The organism is Bacillus sp. ISL-7 (assembly GCF_018613065.1).
On record NZ_JAGGQW010000017.1, the window covers coordinates 44,976 to 65,259 of the forward strand.

10 protein-coding genes are annotated in these 20,284 nt (G+C 37.3%); 9 read left to right on the forward strand and 1 reads right to left on the reverse strand.

The annotated features are described in order from the left end of the window. Window positions 1–155 precede the first annotated feature (155 nt). From J7E66_RS04535 to J7E66_RS04560, 6 genes are all read left to right on the forward strand, one after another. Window positions 156–3,794: a glycoside hydrolase family 3 C-terminal domain-containing protein gene (locus J7E66_RS04535; protein WP_214998226.1), complete on the forward strand. Its 3,639-nt coding sequence runs from the start codon at window positions 156–158 to the stop codon at window positions 3,792–3,794. Window positions 3,795–3,913: 119 nt separating this feature from the next. Next, entirely contained in the window at window positions 3,914–4,627 is a 714-nt protein-coding gene (locus J7E66_RS04540; RefSeq protein ID WP_214998227.1) for a DsbA family protein, read from the forward strand. 137 nt (window positions 4,628–4,764) lie between these two features. Next, the gene (gene xylF, locus J7E66_RS04545; protein ID WP_214998228.1) at window positions 4,765–5,856 is read left to right on the forward strand and encodes a D-xylose ABC transporter substrate-binding protein; all 1,092 of its coding nucleotides are present in this window, start codon (window positions 4,765–4,767) and stop codon (window positions 5,854–5,856) included. A gap of 185 nt (window positions 5,857–6,041) precedes the next feature. After that, window positions 6,042–7,562, forward strand: a complete 1,521-nt coding sequence (locus J7E66_RS04550) for a xylose ABC transporter ATP-binding protein (protein WP_214998229.1) — start codon at window positions 6,042–6,044, stop codon at window positions 7,560–7,562. Beyond that, window positions 7,559–8,731: a sugar ABC transporter permease gene (locus J7E66_RS04555; protein ID WP_374103826.1), complete on the forward strand. Its 1,173-nt coding sequence runs from the start codon at window positions 7,559–7,561 to the stop codon at window positions 8,729–8,731. The genes J7E66_RS04550 and J7E66_RS04555 overlap by 4 nt, the downstream gene beginning before the upstream one ends. A 36-nt stretch (window positions 8,732–8,767) precedes the next feature. After that, window positions 8,768–9,739: a Gfo/Idh/MocA family protein gene (locus J7E66_RS04560; RefSeq protein ID WP_214998230.1), complete on the forward strand. Its 972-nt coding sequence runs from the start codon at window positions 8,768–8,770 to the stop codon at window positions 9,737–9,739. Window positions 9,740–10,760: 1,021 nt separating this feature from the next. Here J7E66_RS04560 and J7E66_RS04565 read toward each other — a convergent pair. Then, entirely contained in the window at window positions 10,761–12,260 is a 1,500-nt protein-coding gene (locus J7E66_RS04565; RefSeq protein ID WP_214998231.1) for an MFS transporter, read from the reverse strand. 646 nt (window positions 12,261–12,906) lie between these two features. Here J7E66_RS04565 and J7E66_RS04570 point away from each other — a divergent pair. The 3 genes from J7E66_RS04570 (at window position 12,907) to J7E66_RS04580 (ending at window position 20,191) form a co-directional block, all read left to right on the forward strand. Next, a complete protein-coding gene (locus tag J7E66_RS04570) occupies window positions 12,907–13,077 on the forward strand; it encodes a hypothetical protein (protein WP_214998232.1) in 171 nt (56 codons plus the stop codon). 790 nt (window positions 13,078–13,867) lie between these two features. Continuing rightward, window positions 13,868–15,460, forward strand: a complete 1,593-nt coding sequence (locus tag J7E66_RS04575) for an FMN-binding glutamate synthase family protein (protein ID WP_214998233.1) — start codon at window positions 13,868–13,870, stop codon at window positions 15,458–15,460. A 2,739-nt stretch (window positions 15,461–18,199) separates the two neighbouring features. Further along, complete coding sequence (locus J7E66_RS04580; RefSeq protein WP_214998234.1) at window positions 18,200–20,191, forward strand: sigma-54-dependent Fis family transcriptional regulator; 1,992 nt, start codon at window positions 18,200–18,202, stop codon at window positions 20,189–20,191. The last annotated feature ends 93 nt before the right edge of the window (window positions 20,192–20,284 follow it).

A 20,284-nucleotide genomic window follows, 5' to 3' on the forward strand; every position in this document is an offset into this window, starting at 1 on the left:
GCTATGAAGATGTATTCAACTTGGTGGTATTGATAATTAGAGTAGGACAAAGAGTCAAGAAATCCAGGTGAAAGACCTACATTAGGAATCTCCCGGTTAAATGGAGGATACTCCGTTAACCAGGTTGATATAAATTTTAAAAGGAGAATGAATGTATGAGTAAGCTAAAAAAAATGCGTAAGCGAAAAAAAACCTTATCCTTGCTACTCACTGCTGGCCTTGGTCTAAGCTTATTTAGTAGTTTACCAGTTCAGGCATCTAATGATGGATCAGCAGGGACAAAACTGAATTTTTCAGTTCAGGCTTCTAAGGTTGTATCAAAACTGCCGATTTATCTGGACAAATCTTACTCTTTCCAAGAGAGAGCTGCGGATTTAGTTTCCCGCATGACGCTGGAAGAGAAGGCTTCCCAGATGGTAAGCAGCTCAGCACCTGCTATTCCGCGACTTGGTGTTAAAGCCTATGGATGGTGGAATGAGGCACTTCATGGCGTAGCCCGTACTCAATACAATCCAACCGGTAACGCCACGGTATTGAATAACACAACATCCTATCCTATGGACCTTGCCCTGGGTTCTACATGGGATCCGCAGCTAATGTATAAGGAAGCTACAATGGTTTCCGATGAGGCCCGTGAAGTGGCGCCAGAAAACACTCTTATGCTTGATTACTGGTCACCAACGATCAATCTAGCTCGTGACCCGCGCTGGGGAAGAAATGATGAATCTTACGCAGAAGATCCATACTTAACCACCCAAATAGCTTCACAGTTTGTTAACGGTATGGAAGGTAAAGACATGGATGGAAAGCTGCTGCCTGAGAGCAAAGGATACCTCAAAACGGTAACTACAATTAAGCATTATGTAGCTAACAATAGTGAAGTCAACCGTTTAAACGGTTCATCAAATGTGGATGAACGTTCACTAAGAGAGTACTATTCTGCACCTTTTAAAGGAGTTGTACAGAAATCCAATGTTAGTTCAGTAATGACAGCTTATAATCGCGTTAACGGAATACCAGCATCAGCCAATGTTCACACAATGGATACACTCCTTCGTCAAACGTTTGGATTCTCTGGTTATGAGACATCTGACTGTGACGCCGTTTTTGAAATTTCAAATCCAAATGGCGGCCATAATTGGACTCCACCAGGATGGACGCGCCCTGTAAATCCGGTAGAAAGAACCGCTTTTTCGATTGCAACCGGTGAAGATCTTAACTGTAACGCAGGCTACAGTGATGCATACAGCTTTGCTAACACTGTACCAGATGCGGTTTCACAGAAAATTGTAACTCCGACTGGTACATTCTCAGAAAATGATGTTGATACAGCTTTAATCCGTCTCTTTACAGCTCGTATGCAGCTTGGAGAATTTGATGATCCAAATAGTGTTCCATGGGTTAAGGAAGCACGTGACCGTGTTCCAGAAGGTACATGGACTAATAGTAATGACAATAACGCCATTACAAAGACTAAAGAAAGATTAGACATGGCCCGTAAGGTAGCTGATAACTCATTAGTTCTGTTGAAAAATAGTGAAACCACACAGAAAGACGGAAGTAAAGGAAAGCTTCTTCCTCTTAAGGTTCCAGCTTCCGGCAGCTTCAAGGTTGCTGTAGTAGGCTATTTTGCTAATCCTGACAAAATGTTTCTTGGTGGGTATTCAAGTGATCAGGGCAGTGCAGGTATCGCCAAAATGGTAAATGCTTATAATGGTATCAAAAATGCTATAACAGCTATAAACCCTAATGCTGAAGTCACTTACTACAAGGGCTTTACTGATCAAGGGACCACAGCAAAAGACCTCAAAACAGTAGATACAGCTGCTGTAGAGGCTGCAAAAAATGCTGATGTTGTTATTGTATATGGTGGAACTGACAACACTACTGCAGACGAAGCTGGGGACCGTCACGACCTGACTCTTCCTGGAGCACAGGCTTCATTAATTGATCAAGTTGCTAAAGCCAATCCAAATACAATTGCAGTTATGGAAACGATTGGACAAGTAGAAGTTAATTCATTTGAATCGGATGTTTCTGCCATGATTTGGAGCTCTTATAATGGTGAGCGCAAAGGTGAAGCTCTGGCGGATGTTCTTTTAGGCAAACATAATCCAAGTGGACATATACCATTCACTTGGTATCAAAGCAGTTCACAACTTCCGGCAATCACTGATTATACATTAAGACCTACAGGAGATAATCCTGGTCGAACATATATGTATTTTAACGGTCCTGTTTCCTATCCATTTGGACATGGTCTCAGCTATTCAACATTTAAGTATTCAAATATAGATATTAGCAAGAAAAATCTTCGGGCTAATGACACATTTGATGTAAGTGTTGATGTTACTAATACTGGAAAGACAAAAGGTGATGAGGTTGTTCAGCTTTATGTGAACACACCTGACGCAAAAGCGGAATTACAACGTCCAATCAAGCGTCTGGAAGGCTTCCAGAAGGTCTCATTGAATCCTGGAGAAACCAAGACGGTTACCATGACTGTTAAAGTTCCTGATCTTGCTTTCTTTGATGAAGCACAGAATAAATATACAGTAGACCAGGGCCGTTATGGTATTCAGATTAGTACATCAAGTGCTGATGCTGATATCCAGCAACAAGAGTTCATAAATGTACATGGAAACTTGAAGCCTGAACTCAGTGTTGTTACCGTAAAGCCTATTCAGGAAGGTGACAAAGAGGCTGATATCCCTAGCCGTGTAATGTATGAAAAAGGTAAAGTAGTCTTTCCTCAAGTTACTGCAGCAATGAACGACGATAGTCTATATGGATATATTTACAAGAATAATGGCAAGTCATTACCTGAAGGAATGACATTAAAATACAGCAGTAACCGTCCTGATGTTGTTTCCGTTGATGGTAATGGGGTAATAAGAACTGTTAATGGCGGTGCAGCTACCATTACTGCTACTGCAAGCTATCATGGCGTTAAAAAGTCTACTCATTTTGTTGTGTTTGTTAAGGAACAAGGAGAGTTAGACGGAATCAATGTTGACGGTAAACAGTTAACTGGATTCTCCGGTGATCTTTACAACTACTCAGTAAAAGTACCAGATGGCACTAATACTGTTCCGCAAATTTCAGCAATCAGTCATGATCCGAATGTGAAAGTAAAAGTAACTCAGGCAACTTCCATTCCGGGTACGGCTACTATCGTTACTCAGCAGGGCGATTTTTCACAAACGTATAAAATTGGCTTCGGACGTGCGCCGATTTCCGCTGATTTTAAGTCCGGTACACTAGGTAACCAATGGTCAATCCTAAATGAAGATAAAAATAATTACAGATTGACAACTGACGGATTACAGATATCTACACAGCCAGGCAATATTGAAGATGGATCGGTTAAGAATTTGTTCCTTCAGCAGGCTGCAGGCGATTGGCAGTATGAGACGAATGTCAAACTATCAGCCACACCTACAGCCACACAAGAGGTTGGACTTACTGTATATGATGATAAGAATAATCATATCAAGCTAACCTACGGAACATATGCAGGAAGGCCAGCTGTAAACCTCATCCGGTCTATCGATGGAGGCCAGATGCTGTTTAGAACAAGAAATGTAAACGCAACAAATATAATTTTCCGTCTTGCTAAGGTAGGAAGCCAATATACTTCGTATTATTCAACTAATAATGGAGCTACATTTACATTGCTGGGTACCGCCCCAATGTCATTGGCCAATCCAAGGGTCGGCTTAATCGCTACCAACGGATCATCAAACGCAGCTGGTCCTATAAATGCAGTATTCTCATATCTTAAAAACTATTAATTCACAGCTAATCTAGCATTAACGTCGATGAATCAGCTATTGGTAGATTCTCTTCCAATAGCTGATTCATTTAATGTATTTTATTAGAATAGAAGCCCAGGCAGTTGAGGTGTTCTAAAATGGCTAATCAAAAAAAAGGTTCTAACAATACTTCTGCGAAGGTTATATTCTGGATGGTCGGTTTAGTGGCAGTCATCATTATGGGGTTTATTTTTTTAGCCCCTCATAAAAGCCAAAATTCGACAAGTCCAAAAGTTGAGGCCTACAAAGGAAAAAGTTCAGCACAGATTGATTATACAAATCAGCCTTACTTAGGAAAAAGTTCAGCACCCGTTTCTATTATTGAGTTTGGAGATTATAAATGCCCATACTGTAAAATGTTTAATGAAAAGGTAGTACCAATCATTAAACAAAAAGTAGATAAGGGTGGAGCGAAATTATACTTTATAAATTATTCCTTCATTTATCCTGATTCGACTCGAGCGGCAAAATTTGCGGAATCCGTTTATGCTGTACTGGGAAATAAGACATTTTGGAAATTTCATGATCTCCTTTATCAAAAACAACCTGAGGACAGCAAATATGAAAAAATGGATATATATGATGGAAAATTTCTTACGGAGACATTAAAAGAAATTGTCAGTGATGAGGATGTAAATAAGGTTGTTCAATATTTTGATGCGAAAAAAGCGGATGCTGCTTGGCAAAAGGATATGGATCTTGTAAAAACACTGAATGTAACCGGTACTCCTACCATTTTCGTAAATGGTAAGTTGGCAAAGACAATGGATGATTTATTAAATATGGTGGATAAGGCGGCAAATGAGAAATGAGCTGAATTAATAGAAAACCAGAAAGGAAAGAAAAATAAAAAAAATTCTAACAACTTAGTTTATATAATAGACAAACTAACTAAGTGATGATATATTATTCTTGTAAATAACAAAAGGAAAATTAAGGAGGTAACAAAATGAAGAAGTTGAAAGGTATTATCACTAGCTTATTGGTAGTATTGCTAGTCGGAATGCTGGCTGCTTGCGGTGGTCAGGATCTTGGGAGCAAAAATGTAAGCGGCAACAAGGATGGGGGCAAACAAAGCAGTAAAATTAAAATTGGTTTATCTGTTTCAGACTTAACGCTGGAAAGATGGCAGCATGATAGAGACATCTTTGTTGATGAGGCAAACAAACTTGGTGCAGATGTTGTAGTACAATCCGCAAACGGTGATGAGTCTAAACAATTATCGCAAATTCAAAATATGCTTTCACAAGGCATTGATGCTCTTGTTATCATTGCGATCAACTCGGATTCATTATCTCCGGTTGTTGACCAAGCTAAAAAAGAGGGTATTCCTGTTTTAGCATATGACCGTTTAATCAATAACGCTGATGTTGATGCATATGTTTCCTTCGATAATGTTCGCGTAGGGGAAATGCAAGCTGAAGCGTTGGTTAAGCAAGTACCTAAAGGCAACTACTTCCTACTTGGAGGATCTCCAACAGATAACAACGCAAAAATGTTCAGAGACGGTCAAATGAACGTCATTAAGCCACTTGTTGATAAAGGTGATATTAAAGTTATCGGCGACCAATGGGCAAAAGATTGGGATGCCAATGAAGCAATGAAAATCATTGAAAATAGTTTAACTGCAAACAACAATAAAATTGATGCAATTGTCGCTTCAAATGATAGCACAGCCGGCGGTTCAATCCAGGCTTTAGCAGCTCAACATTTAGATGGAAAAGTTGCTATTTCAGGACAAGATGCCGACTTGGCGGCAGTACAACGTATTGTAGAAGGCAAACAAACAATGACTGTTTACAAGCCAATCAAAACCATCGCAACAGAGAGTGCTGATGTTGCTGTTCAACTTGCCAAAGGTGAAAAAGTTAGTACAGACAGTACAGTAAATAATGGGAAAGTTGATGTTCCATTTATCAAGCTTGATCCAATTATGGTAAATAAAGATAACGTGATGGACACAATTATTAAAGATGTTTTCCATCCTTATGATGATGTTTACAAAAACGTTCCAGAAAATGAGCGTCCGGCAAAAAAATAATCCTGTAAAAAAAGAAGATAGGGGGAGCTATAATCCCCTTCTTCTTATTAAAGAATAATAGATTTAAAGTTTTGGAAGAAACTATCTAGCTGAGAGCGTCTTTTCTCTTTTTAATCAGTTGACACAGGTTTTTGAAAAGAGGTTTTGAATAAGGCGTTTGTGCTTTTCTTAGGAGGTTACTTGGTATGGAAGCTTTTGGGCTCCAAATGCAAGGCATTACGAAAGAGTTTCCAGGTGTTAAAGCGTTAAACAATGTAACATTTTCAGTGGGTAAAGGAGAGATACATGCTTTATGTGGTGAAAATGGCGCTGGGAAATCAACATTAATGAAAATATTAAGCGGTGTATATCCCAACGGAACATATAGCGGCAAGATTTTGATAAATGGAAAAGAAGTTTCATTTAAATCGATTAAAGAATCACAATTGGCTGGTGTTTCCATTATTTATCAGGAACTGGCGCTGGTAGGCGAAATGTCTATAGCGGAAAATATTTTCCTTGGTCACGACTTAATGAGAAGGAAAGTAATTGATTGGAACAAGATTAATACCGAAGCCCAAAAATGGCTGCAATATATTGGATTGGATATCGATCCTGAAACCAAGGTAAATCAATTAACGGTTGGAAAACAGCAACTAATCGAGATTACTAAAGCATTAACTCACAATACTGATATTTTGATCTTGGATGAGCCGACTGCTGCGCTGACAGAAAGCGATGTTGAAATATTAAAAGTAATCTTGATGGACTTAAGATCTAAAGGTGTTACATGTATTTATATCTCACATAAGCTTGGGGAGGTAATGGCTTTAGCAGATAGTGTAACAATCCTTCGCGATGGTCAGACAATAGGTACATACCCAATTTCAGAGATGAACGAAGATAAAATTATCGCGAAAATGGTTGGAAGAGAACTCACTGAATTGTTTCCTTATGAGCCACGCAAGATTGGCGAAACAGTGTTAGAGGTGAACAATTATTCAGTTTTTGATAAACATACAAACAGAACGATTATAAAAAATGCTTCATTTAAATTGAAAAAAGGTGAAATACTGGGTATTTCAGGATTGATGGGTGCCGGACGGACGGAGCTATTTACAAGTTTATTTGGAGGTCTTCCAGGTAAAAGGCAGGGCCGGGTAGTGATCAATGGGAAGGAAACCAATATCCAAAAACCTGCCGATGCGATTAAAGCCGGTTTGGCCTATGTTTCAGAGGATCGAAAAAGATATGGACTTGTTCTGGGAATGGATATTGCGAAGAACTCTACATTAGTCGCCCTTAATAAAGTTATAAAACTTAATGTTATTGATAGCGCGCTCGAGGTTAAGAAAGCAGATGAAATTACTAGAAAAATGAAGCTGAAAGCACCAAACCTTGAGGCGAAAGTAAGTCAATTAAGTGGAGGAAACCAGCAAAAAGTAGTTTTAAGTAAGTGGATTCTAAATGATCCTAAAATTCTTATTTTGGATGAACCTACTAGAGGGATTGATGTTGGCGCCAAATACGAAATCTACAAGATTATCAATGAACTTGCCGAGCAAGGAGTAGGAATTGTCATCATTTCTTCTGAATTGCCGGAAGTACTTGGAATGTCTGATCGAATTCTTGTCATGTCTGAGGGAGAGATCACGGGAGAATTCAGCCGTGATGAAGCTACACAAGAAAAAATAATGGCTTGTGCTACTGGAGGGATAAAGCTGTGAACAGTCAAGTATCTATAAATAATCAATCACAAGTAAAAAAAGCAGCTGGAATTAAAATGAAATTTGATATTCAATCCTACACATTAATCATTGCGCTTGTTGTGATAGCGATTATCTTTGGGGCTTTTACCGGTGGTGAATTCTTATCATCACGAAATCTTTCAAACTTATTTACCCAAATGGCTGTTATGTCCGTTCTGGCCGTTGGAATGACATTGGTTATTGTTGCCGGTCATATTGATTTGTCCGTTGGTTCAATCGTAGGTTTAACCGGTGGTATTGCAGCAATGTTACAAGTATGGCACGGTTATAATACGGTAACTGCTGTTCTGGCAGCAATTATTGTGGGTGCTGTCATCGGTTTATGGCAGGGCTGGTGGGTTGCTTTTCGCAATGTACCTGCGTTTATTGTTACATTGGGTGGCATGTTGGTTTTCCGGGGGATTTTGATTGGAATCAGTGAAGGACAAACAATTGCACCATTAAGCAACAGTTTTGGTCAAATTGGGAACAGCTTTATTCCATATGTTGTTGGTTATATCTTAGCCATAATCGGAGTTGTTCTTCTGTTCATTTCAAAAATACGCTCAAGAGCAAAACGGCAATCCTTAGGTTTAAATCTTTCTCCTGCCTTTCTTGATTATGGAAAAGTCACGGTTTATTCAGTATGTATTTTATTCGTAACTTATATGCTTAACCGCTACCTTGGAATTCCTGTGCCAATGTTAATTGTTGTTATCTTAGCCGGAATATTTCTGTTTGTATCACATAAGACATCATTTGGTAGATTCACATATGCAATTGGTGGCAATGTGGAAGCTGCCGCACTATCAGGAATAAATATCAAACGAACTCTTTTATTTGTCTTTATTTTAATGGGAGCTTTGGCCGGTGTAGCAGGAGTATTATTAACAAGCCGATTGAATGCAGCAACTGTTAGTGCAGGAACATCATATGAATTAGATGCCATCGCAGCTTGTGTTATTGGTGGTACAAGCTTGATGGGTGGTAAAGGAAAAATCGTTGGTGCCATTATTGGTGCGCTGATCATGACAAGTATTGATAATGGTATGAGTATGATGAACATCGAGGCGTTTTGGCAATATATAGTGAAAGGGCTAATCTTAATTTTTGCGGTATGGATGGATGTATCCAACCAAAAAAGATAATTCATTTCGTAACAAATATTTTTAGGAGGGTTGGACTTGCGAAAAGTTCGTTGGGGGATTTTAAGTACTGCTGAAATTGCAAGAACGCAGGTAATTCCAGCTATCATTCAAGCTAAAAATGCCGAAGTGGCAGCAATCTCAAGTTCCAGTGGCCGCGGAAGTGAAACAGCATTAGAATTCGGTATTCCCAAATTATATAATAGCTATGAAGAACTGTTAAACGACCCGGAAATTGATGCTGTTTATATCCCCCTTCCCAATCACTTGCATAAACATTGGGTAATTGAAGCAGCAAAGAAAGGAAAACATGTCCTTTGTGAAAAACCGGCAGCTTTAAATGCTGAAGATGCAACCGAAATGGTCAATGTTTGCCGTGAAAACAATGTTAAATTCATGGAAGCGTTTATGTATCAGTTTCATCCACAGCATCAACGGGTTAAGGAAATTATTGCTTCGGGGAAAATCGGAGAAGTTAAACTCATGAGATCATCCTTTTCCTTTCTTCTGGAACAAAAAGACGGAAATATTCGAATGGATAAGGAAAAAGGCGGCGGAAGCCTATACGATATTGGAAGCTACTGTATTCACGCGATTCGTTTTATTTTAGATTCAGAACCGGTAGCAGTAGAAGTCCATGGAGAAATAGATTCTAAAACCGGAGTTGATCTGTCAGCGGTATGTGTATTAAAGCTTGAAAATGGGGTTAAAGCGATTTTTGATTGCAGCTTTGAGATGGCTTTTAGAAATGAATATGAAATTATCGGAACAAAAGGTAGAATCATTGTCCCGAGAGCTTTCCGTCCGGATATTAATGGCGGAGAAGGTATCATTATTGTTCAAAACGATTCAGTTGAAACAATGGAAAGAATTCATGGATATTTATATTTGATGGAAATTGAACATTTTTCCAATGCCATTTTGGAAGATTCGCCTATCATGTATACCGGAGAAAGTATAATAAAAAATATGCGTGTGATTGATGCATTTTACCAAGCACTAATAAATTAAGATTCTGATTTTAGTTGCTATGAGAGCCATTTTTTATCCTGATGGTCACGAAATCAACATACGGAACTCACTTTTTGGTATCCCCAAAAAGTGAGTATTTTTGTTTTAAATTCAATTTTTTATGTCAGCCAAAATAGAGCATAGAAATAGATTAAGGTAAAAGTGGGGAAGTATATAGTTAAAAGTCGTGTGGAAATGAAAAAACTTCCACACGATTTTTTCTTTAAAACATGATTAGTAGTGTCCCTATTCAATGAAAAAACACAGTATTTTTGATTGTTGAAAATAAATTACTATTCGGATAAATCCCGGTGATCAACAGGGGACCACCAAATTTGGAATTTCCCACTATCGTAAAGCAATCCCAACATGTATAAAAGTCCATCATAATAGCGTGCGTGACCGGATGGAATATCAGTATTCCAAAGTTGATTTACGAATTCCAGCTCAGCTTGTTGGCTTTAGTAGCTGAAATGGCAGACGTTGCATTCATTGACACGAGGCCCGGTGAGTGTTGCTGTGGTTCATACCCCCGACAAAAACGCTTTCATTTTAGATAGTTTGTATACCGAACAAACTAATTAAAGTACTATATAATTTTAATAATTCTGGATCTTTTTATCAATGGGAAGTCCGAATCATTTTCTTTGGAATTCTCATAGTCTATAAGTTTGGAAAATATTAGTACTTTCGTATTACCATAATTTGATAAGATGGAACATTGTCACCAGGCTTCCTTTAATGAATAGAAAAACTGCTGCTAGATGAAATATTACAGAGGATTTGAGTTTAGTTGCCAAGGTTTAATAGATAGAGGGTCATGGTTCTGCAAACTTTGTTTTGGTCAAAGCAGTAAGGTCTTGAAAGGATAGTTCTAATGCGGAAGGATTCTCGCTTTGAGGGTCGGTAAACGCAGCCTAGCATGGCTTAAGGCAGGCCAATTCATATCATTTGTACAAACCCACTCTTTTTCATCTGAGTGGGTTTGTATTTTTTATAGAATCTATTTATGACTCACAGTTCAGATGGTTTTTGCTTTGGCACGAGAAGCATCGAGTTGCTTATTGATATCTACGACGTCTTTATCTGAAAGCGGGTAAAAAGCCATAACAATCATTGAAACGATAGCAAGCGCTGCTGGAATCCAGATAGCTGTGATATTGATACCGGAAAGAGCACTTGCTGTTTGCTTCGCCGCATTTCCATCAAAACCGTAAGCCGCAAGGAACCAGAGCGGAATGGCACCACCAAGAGTGAAGCCTATCTTGAAGAAGAGACCCATGATCGCGTTGATGATAGCAGCGTTACGTTTGCCAGACTTCATTTCACCATAAGAGACAACTTCAGGAACGAGTGCCCACATGAAACCAGTTGCTGAAGTAAGACCCCATTGTTTGATGAAGGTTGAAACATAAGCAAGGAAGAGTGAATCATGCATGCCATCTAACGACCATACCCAAGTAAGGATTTCCCCAACAACAAACATACCAAGGAAGAAATGGAAGAATCCCTTTTTACCAAAGATTTTCTTCAATTTTGGCCAGAAAACTGGGAAAGCGATACCAGGGATGGAGGCGATGAGACCTACTGCACCCATCCAGTCTGAGTGGTTGACCGTGTATTGGTTAAAGAAGCCATTCACTGTATTCATGAAGAACATGAAGGTGAAAGCAAGCATAAAGAATAGACCTAGAATAACGAGTGGTTTGTTGTTCTTCAATTCAACGAACAGGTCGTTAGTTTTCACTTCTGCAGATTGTTCCGCAGTTGCGACAACGCGTTCTTTTGTGAGACGGTAGCAGAAGAACAGCGCCACAGCTCCAAGTACCATGTAAACCATGTAAACCCCAAACCAAGCTTGACTTGCAGATACATCCGTATAAGTACCCATGTTGAGCTTGAGACCAAAGAAACCTGTGTCTTTGGGTGAACGGTCTAATGGGGCTGCCATTTGGACAAACATTGGAAACAGTGTGTAAACCAAGAGGTTAGCAATGTTAGCCAGCATCATACGAGTAGTTGTGATTTTATCTACGGATTCAGGGTCACGTGTGAGTGAAGCATTCAGTGAACCGTAAGGAATGTTAACCACTGAATAAACCAAGTCGAGCAGGAAGTAAGTGATAAAGGCTATTGGCACTGAACCACGAATTGCTGGAATTGGAACAAAGAGCATCGCTGCTAAGATAATAAGTGGAATACCTGCAATCAGAAGCCAAGGACGATATTTTCCGTTCTTGAATGTATGTTTATCGACGTAGGTACCAACCATCGGATCCCAGAATACGTTGACGATACGGACAAACAAGAAGATGAACCCAGCTGCTGCCGTACCAATGGCATTAACAGTAGTCAGATAGAGAGCCAGGAATCCTCCGACTGTACCAAATACGAGGTTTTGGGCAAAGTCCCCAAGACCGTAACCGATCCGTTCAGAAAGGCTGAGCTTATGGTACTCGTTTTGTTGTATGTTTTGTGTGTTTTTGTTCATTTGTTTAACTGTTGATTCCATTAAAGCCATGTCACAATCTCCTTTTCAGTTAAATTATAAATCACTTATCCGCTTACATTAATAGATATTGGTAATATAGTCTCTTTGAAAAAATGAGCCTCTCAAATCTTTTTTAGACAAGGAATTAGCGTTAACCGCTTTCAGAGATGGTTAGAAAATTGGAAACCCTTTTAACAAACCCCATAAAAATAGGTAAACACTTTATAAAGTGAATTGCTGCATTCACTACCTATCTAGAAATATTTCATTATAAGTAAAGTCTTATTTATTGTTAAAAAACAATCATTTTCCTGCATAGTTTGTTTACGTAGATAAACTAAGAAGATGTTTTATATCCTAAATTTTAATCATCCTATACAAAACTTCAAATCATGCAGCTGGTAAAAATATTGCGTTTATTTTGCTTTAAATCCGTTTTCCACCTCTTTAACTAGTAATTTCATTTTGAAACCGTCTACACTTTATCATTTAAAAAAATAAAACTACTTTAAACTTTGTTTGTTTATCGGATAAACCAAACTGTGAGTTTATACTACCACATGTTTTTTAAATGAACAATATACAAGTTTATAAATTTTTACGATATAATAAAAAATAATTAAGTAAAGGAATAAATACATTGAATCGATAAACAAATAAAGAGAGGAGGAGACTCGTGAAATTAGCAGATCAAAACTATATAAAATTGCATAGCCAACAAGTTATTCTGAGTACCATTATTAATCACTACCCGATTTCCAGGGCAAAACTCTCGGAATTAACGAACCTGAACAAAGCAACCGTTTCTTTGCAAACGTATTCATTAATCGAAAAACATCTCGTTTAAAGAGGATACTTTATCAAGACTTGAGGGTACATCAAAGTACCAGAAAAACAGGTGTCAGCAAACTTCAAAACTGATTGAGAGGCGCGTGTCGTCTCTGGTAGGTTCGATTCCTAGACAATCCTGCCAAGCTGAATAACATAGTGGATTCCTTATAAATAAAGATCAAGCAATACCTGGTCTTTTTTTTCGTATTAATAATGACACTGATATTATGAAGACAAACAAAAGGCAGGTCGCATTGACTTGAACATAGGCTTCCTAACTCGACGCCCTCTGATTATCTATGGGAGAAGAAAGGCATTGTGCCTTTTCTGAAAGTCGATCGATGCTGTCCAAATACAAAATTTATGAAGCATCGATCAAATAAAGGACAACCGAAAAACGACCTCGAGCTTGATTAAGAGCTTGCGGTCGTTTTTCGTATGAGTGGAACAAATTATTAACTATTAAAAAGGGCTAAAAGAGAGTGGAAATAAACTTGAGCAGAAGTAAAAGAATTAAAAGTGACTATTTTTCTTGATGCATACGATATTTGTGGTGCAGAAGAATGCTCATCACTCAGTATTAATGGAACTTTAAGTCCAAGAAATGCCAGTAGGACAGTAAAAAGAAATCTTCGAGTAAAATATCTTGCTAATTATCTCTAGCTTGAGAAAATACAATCTGAGATAAATATCAGGCAACATAAAGGATAGTTTTAAATAAACATATTAGTAATGAAAAAATAACCGCCCAGCATCAGAATTGCGGATCTTGTCTCAATATTAGTTAGAAAAGGAGGGATTGTTTGATGGTATGGACTATTTTTATCTTTCTATTGATTGTGTTTATTGTAGGACCGATTGCCTTGCTTTTGTGGTTAAATTTTTTAGCAAAGAAACCACAGCATTCGATTATCAGAGCACACCCTTATTTGGGATGGATGCGCTACTTGTTAGAAAAGATTGGCCCGGAATTCAGGCAATATTGGTTTGATGATGACAATAGTGGCAAACCATTTTCACGAACAGATTTTTTAGGGATTGTTTTTTCTGCCAAATATCGAAGTGACCTTTTAAGCTTCGGTTCCAAACGTGACTTTGATAAGCCTGGTTATTATATTGCGAATGGTTTGTTTCCCCTATTAAATGAAGAATTAAGGGTTGGCAATCAAGAAAAAGTCCATTCCATGAAATATAAAATCGATCATGAAGGATTGTTTACTCGTCACGAACAGCTTGAAAAGGACCAAACAACACGTTGGCTTTACCATGAGGAAGATGCCATAATCGTTGGCGGTGATCGGAAATTTCCATGGAGACTTCGCGGTCCATTTGGTGCCTCTGCCACATCTTACGGAGCAGTCGGCGAAAACTATATACTTTCAACAGGTCATGGCAGCCGTTTGGCAGGCGGTTCATGGATTAATACGGGGGAGGGCGGAGTTGCACCAGAGCATTTAGAAAGTGGTGTAGATGTGGTCGCTCAAATTGGCCCTGGTTTATTTGGTTTTCGCGATGATGAGGGGAATTTTTCTATTGATGAATTTAAGTTTAAAGCCCAGGAGCCGAATATAAAAGCATTTGAGCTTAAATTCGGCCAAGGAGCAAAAATCCGTGGCGGACATCTGGAGGGGTCAAAGGTTACAACGAAGGTAGCAAACATTCGTAAAGTTCCAGTGGGGAAAACCATTAATTCACCAAATCGCTTTCCATTTTTGCATAATGTGCTCGAAACGTTGCAGTTTATCAAAATGCTGCAAGATGAAGGTGGAAAACCTGTCGGAATCAAAATTGTCGTTGGATATCCATCCAGCTTGGATAAATTTTTCGAGGCCATGAATAATCTTAGGATTTATCCGGACTTTATTACGGTTGATGGCGGAGAAGGTGGAACAGGCGCCACTTACAAATCAATGGCAGATACAATGGGGCTTCCTTTATATCCTGCTTTAATTGCGGTTGTTGATAAGGCCTATCAGTTTGGTCTACGAAATAAGCTGAAAATTTTTGCTTCAGGAAAGTTAATTTCAGCCGATAAAATTGCTATTGCCCTTGCGATCGGTGCAGATGCCGTGAACTCTGCGCGAGGATTTATGATTGCTAACGGCTGTATAATGGCTCTTCAATGCCATACAGGTAAATGCCCTACGGGCGTAACGACCACCGATCCAAAATATCAAGAAGCACTTGTGCTAGAGGAAAAGAAATGGCGAGTCATGAACTACATCATTAATGTACGTCAAGGTTTGTTTGCCTTAGCTGCGGCTTGTGGCATTGATAGCCCCCGTGAATTCACTCGTGATCACATTGTATTTAAAGATGTCGATGGAAAAATAAAAAGGTTATCAGAACTGTTTCCAATTCCTGATTCTTCGGATGAATTATTAAAAAGAACTTTATAGTTTAAAAGAAAATGAACGGGATAAGTTAACCCTGTATTTATATTATCTGTTGATGGAAAAACAATAGAGGTTTATCAAAAGGTGACAAAAATATTTGGATACTCCAAGAAGACCTGCAAGATAAGTATTTCAAAGCTATTATTGTTCCCATACAGATAGAAGAAGTCCGTTACCATTTTAACCAGTTTATTATATCAACATTTTCAAACCTACAATTTGTAATCGCTTGACTTTACAACCTTGACGGGATAGGGGTAGAGTCCCACATATAGCATCATAACATAGCCTTGGTAACGTTTATCAAGGCTTTTTTTAGTGGTTTCCTAGCATAGGTGCTATTTCAGGATGCAAGTCAGAATAATCTTTATGGAGAATTTTTCCCAAACCATAACTGAAATGCGAATTAAATTGACTTGTAAGTTAATAAATTAAATAAAAACAATATTTGGAAGTTAGTTGAAAAGAAGAATCTGCTTCTGCTTCTTATACGGAAAAGGAATAGATTATTGTGATAATAATGAAAAGGAACTAGTAGGAAATGAACTTATCCAATTTTTATATTAAAATAGAAAGTATATAACACCGAATTGAGAAATAAAAAGTCTGTGAGACATGGATAAAACTTGGGAGCAATTTTTAAGGATACTATATAAAGAAATGAGAGAATCAGATATACTAAAACTAGTGGATTTGATATCAATACAAGTGATGTAATTAGATAAATACTAGTGATACTTCTCATTAAAAATTCATTTGATGTTGATTTGGCGGGCATTCTTCTGATTTTTTAAACAGCCATTCATTTGCAATTAGGGCATGGAGTCTTCAAAACTGTGTGTTTCTATAAAATTTTACTCATTCATAATAGATCAAAAAAGTTTCGAAAATTATTTTCGAGACTTTTTGTATTTATGAAGAAATTTTATTCCTTGCAATGGATTGACTTTGATCTATTCAAGCTAGGGAACGATTGAATATTAATTTTCTTCAAAAGATTAATAATATATATTTTGACATATATGTTATTAATCTCATAAATTATATAATTGTTGTTATTATTAATGTTATAGAATATGACATTATTATTATTAAATATAACATTATTTAATATGAATATTAAAACTCAGAGATAAAAGGTAAGCCGATAGTGAATCTTTAACAATAAATGATCTTTTTAAAAGAATAGACAAATATTTGTATATATAATCTTTTTTCTTGAATAATCAAACAATTAACCTACAACGAATTTACATGTATGGTTGTACATAAAAGAAAAGATAAATGCGCTAGAATGCAAATCTCCAACATCCTAAATAAAATAGGGATCTTCTTATATTTAATTTAAACCCATCTTAAGCTTTTAAACAGGAGACTTTTATGTAGCACCTCCAGGTCTAACTTTTGCCAAGAGATTAATAACGAAAAACCAAATTCAGAGTATGAAAGCCAGTTGGGCTTAAATATAGTAAATATTTTGCCCACCTTATTCGGGTTAAGATACCAAAATTGAATATTGTTCCATATGATTATTATAGCTACAGATGATTTTTTTCAACCTTTTCAAGAGACGTTGAACGCCTACAAGAGACGTTGATCGTCTATAGCAAGATGTAGCAAATTGTTGTGGTGACGAAGATGAGTCTTCATCTTTCCTGTAATGTAAAAGAACGTTCCATGCCTAAGTGAGAACGTCCCTTTTTTTGTGTCACAAAACAGTTGTTGGTGTGAGAGAGGTGCATACAACATGGAGAAAAAATAGCCCTTAAGAACAGTTCTTAAGGGCTTCAAACAATATATAAAAGGGGGTCAGTGAAAAAGTTTTTCACTTCATGTTTATTATCTTAAATTATCAAACTTAACTAATTCTTAATTTTAATGGAGTTAGGAACTCCATTTTGAATGTAAAGCTTGGCCTCTGATGTAGGTTGAAAAGGAGGAGAACTTATGATGAGAATCAAAAATTATCTCTCGTCTTATATACTGATGATCAAGAGCAAAGTTTCAGAGGATTTAATATCCGGCCCAATTAATTGGCTGCTCTTCAAGAAATCCTGGAACAACGATCCTATCATGCCTTGCTCACTAAACCGGAAAAGATTGGAGGGTGTAAAATTCCATTGGAAACACCGTATTCTCTATTAATCAAAAGAATTGAGAAAAGAAAAAGTTAAAGTGTAGGAGGAATACGATGATATTTATAAGCAGGGAATCAAGAGGATATTGTAGAAATTCTTAAACACAACAGTAAAAAGGATACTGTGATGGATTTTTCACCATAAGTGTTATTGATATTTTCAAAGAAAGGCTAGAGGTATTTGTAGTATTTATTGATAAATTATTAATGGGGTTACTCAGAGTACAAAAGATTAATGGAAAACTGGCTTGTAGGATTCAAGGTAATTAAATAACTGAACGGAGGAGGAATATGCTTTCATCGGATGAAAGAATTTAGACTTGAAGTGAAATCAAAGAAACTAGCAGCTTCGATATATTAGATGAGCCTAAACAAATTGATTTGAATATAGGTATCGAGCCGAAAGAAGAAATTTCGGGAGAAAATGAGACACAGACATCTGCAGAAAGAGAGAAAGAATTAACAGATACTAGGCCTTTCATTTGCGGTATTTTTGCTTTATATGATAATTTGAGAAAAGTGAATAATAATATCTTGGACCAAATAGAAGAAGAAAAAAAATTTATGTGAAGAATTAGCAAAGTTATGTTATGGAGGGCATTTAAATGAAACATAAACTTACAAGAGAGTTAGTTAGACCCATAGATTATAATCCTTCTATTAATCAACTTTGGAAACGATTCCAGGAGTTGGGACAATATACTGGTGATGGCGTAAGTGATGACATCATTGATTCCTGGGAGAATTCAAAGAAACTAGGCATCAGTCCTTTTCAAAACAGAATTCAAGATATTATTAACGAGAACGAATTGAAAGATCGACTCGTGAAAAATGAAGAATTACTTACTTATGCTACACCAAAAATAAATAACTTATCCGATATTTTAATTGAATCTAAAACAATGTTTTCCATTGCAGATAATCACGGTACTGTTTTACTTTCAAGCGGTGAAAGGAATGTTTTGAAAAAGGCGGAGAAGATAAATATTTTTAATGGTGGAACTTGGAGTGAGCAATCGGCAGGAACAAATGCGGTTGGGCTTGTGCTAAAAAAGAAACAGTTCTCCCAAGTTTTGTTTTCGGAACATTATTGTGAAAAAAATCATGATTGGTTTTGTGTAGCTTTCCCTATTTTATATCCATTTACAAATGATCTGCTTGGAATTATGAATATTGCAGGATACGAAAATCGGATGAATTCACAAAAGATTGAGTACATCGTTTCAGAAGCGAAAAATATTTCTAAGTCTATTAATCATTATTTTTTTAAATATGCAATGAGTAATCATTTATTTTTAAACACTGCTTTGGAAGGTGTAGAAGATGCTGTATTTATTGTAAATGGCGATAAAAGTATTGTGGATAAAAATGTTGCTGCTAGATCACATTCCATTCTAAGCAAAATTCAAACCCTTAAAAATATCCCTAAATTAGATAGTCTCATAGATTTTGTTTTGCAAAATGGACAGCAAATTCTGAGAGAAGAAGTAAGTATGGATAAAAATAAGCAAAAATTCATTTGCTCCATTTATCCTGTCACTTTCCAGACTGAAAATTTGGGGGCTGTTATATTTTTTAGAAAAAATACGGAATCTCCAACATTAATATCGCAAAAACCTACAATAACTCGTTCAACCCATTCGAATAGAACACGCTATAGTTTTGACGATATGATAGGTTCCTCAAAGGAATTTACAGATGTCGTAAAAAAAGCACGAAAAGCATCGTTAATTGATTCCACTCTTTTTCTCTCAGGTGAAACAGGGACGGGTAAGGAGCTTTTTGCACAGTCGATCCATCAAGCGAGCAATCGTAGTAATAAACCTTTTGTAGCGATTAACTGTGGAGCAGTTCCACATGGATTGCTTGAAAGTGAATTATTCGGTTATGAACCAGGTGCATTCACCGGAGCTAAATCGAAAGGAAGCCCCGGAAAGTTTGAATTGGCTCAGGGAGGTACGATTTTCCTTGATGAAATTGGAGATATGCCGTTGGATTTGCAAGTCCACCTGCTTCGGTTATTGGAAGAAAGGGTGGTCACCAGACTGGGCGGGGACAAACTGATACCGCTTGATGTACGTGTCATTGCGGCTACTCATAAAAATTTAAAGGAAGCTGTACAAAAAGGTGAATTTCGCGAGGATCTATTGTATCGTCTTCGTGTGATCCAATTGAGAATTCCTGCTTTACGTGAAAGAATCGGCGATGTCCCTGCATTGGTCCATCACTTCATAAAAAAAATGAGTGGAGAATTTGGAAAACGTGACATTGTAGTACAAGCAGATACCATGCAGTACCTGACACAATATCATTGGCCAGGGAATATTAGGGAATTAAAAAATGTCGTTCAACAATCTCTTTTTAATATGGAAGGAAATAACCTATCCCCATTCGACCTACCTCCAGAATTGATTAAAGGCCCGGTAGTAGAAGACGAAAAGGTAAGACTCATTGAAGCGATTATTAAGGAGGATGGAAATGTCACAAACGCCGCAAAAATCCTTGATATTTCTCGCGCTACCATGTATCGAAAAATCAAACAGTATCAGCTGACTGCTGAAGATTGGAATAGCAAAAAAGTAAAGAGCAAAATTTAGAAAAATCCTCCAATTTATACCACTCTCAGTTGAGAAGGATAAATTGGAGGATTTTTTGTCTAGAGACAGTGAGACAAGTGAGACACAATCCGT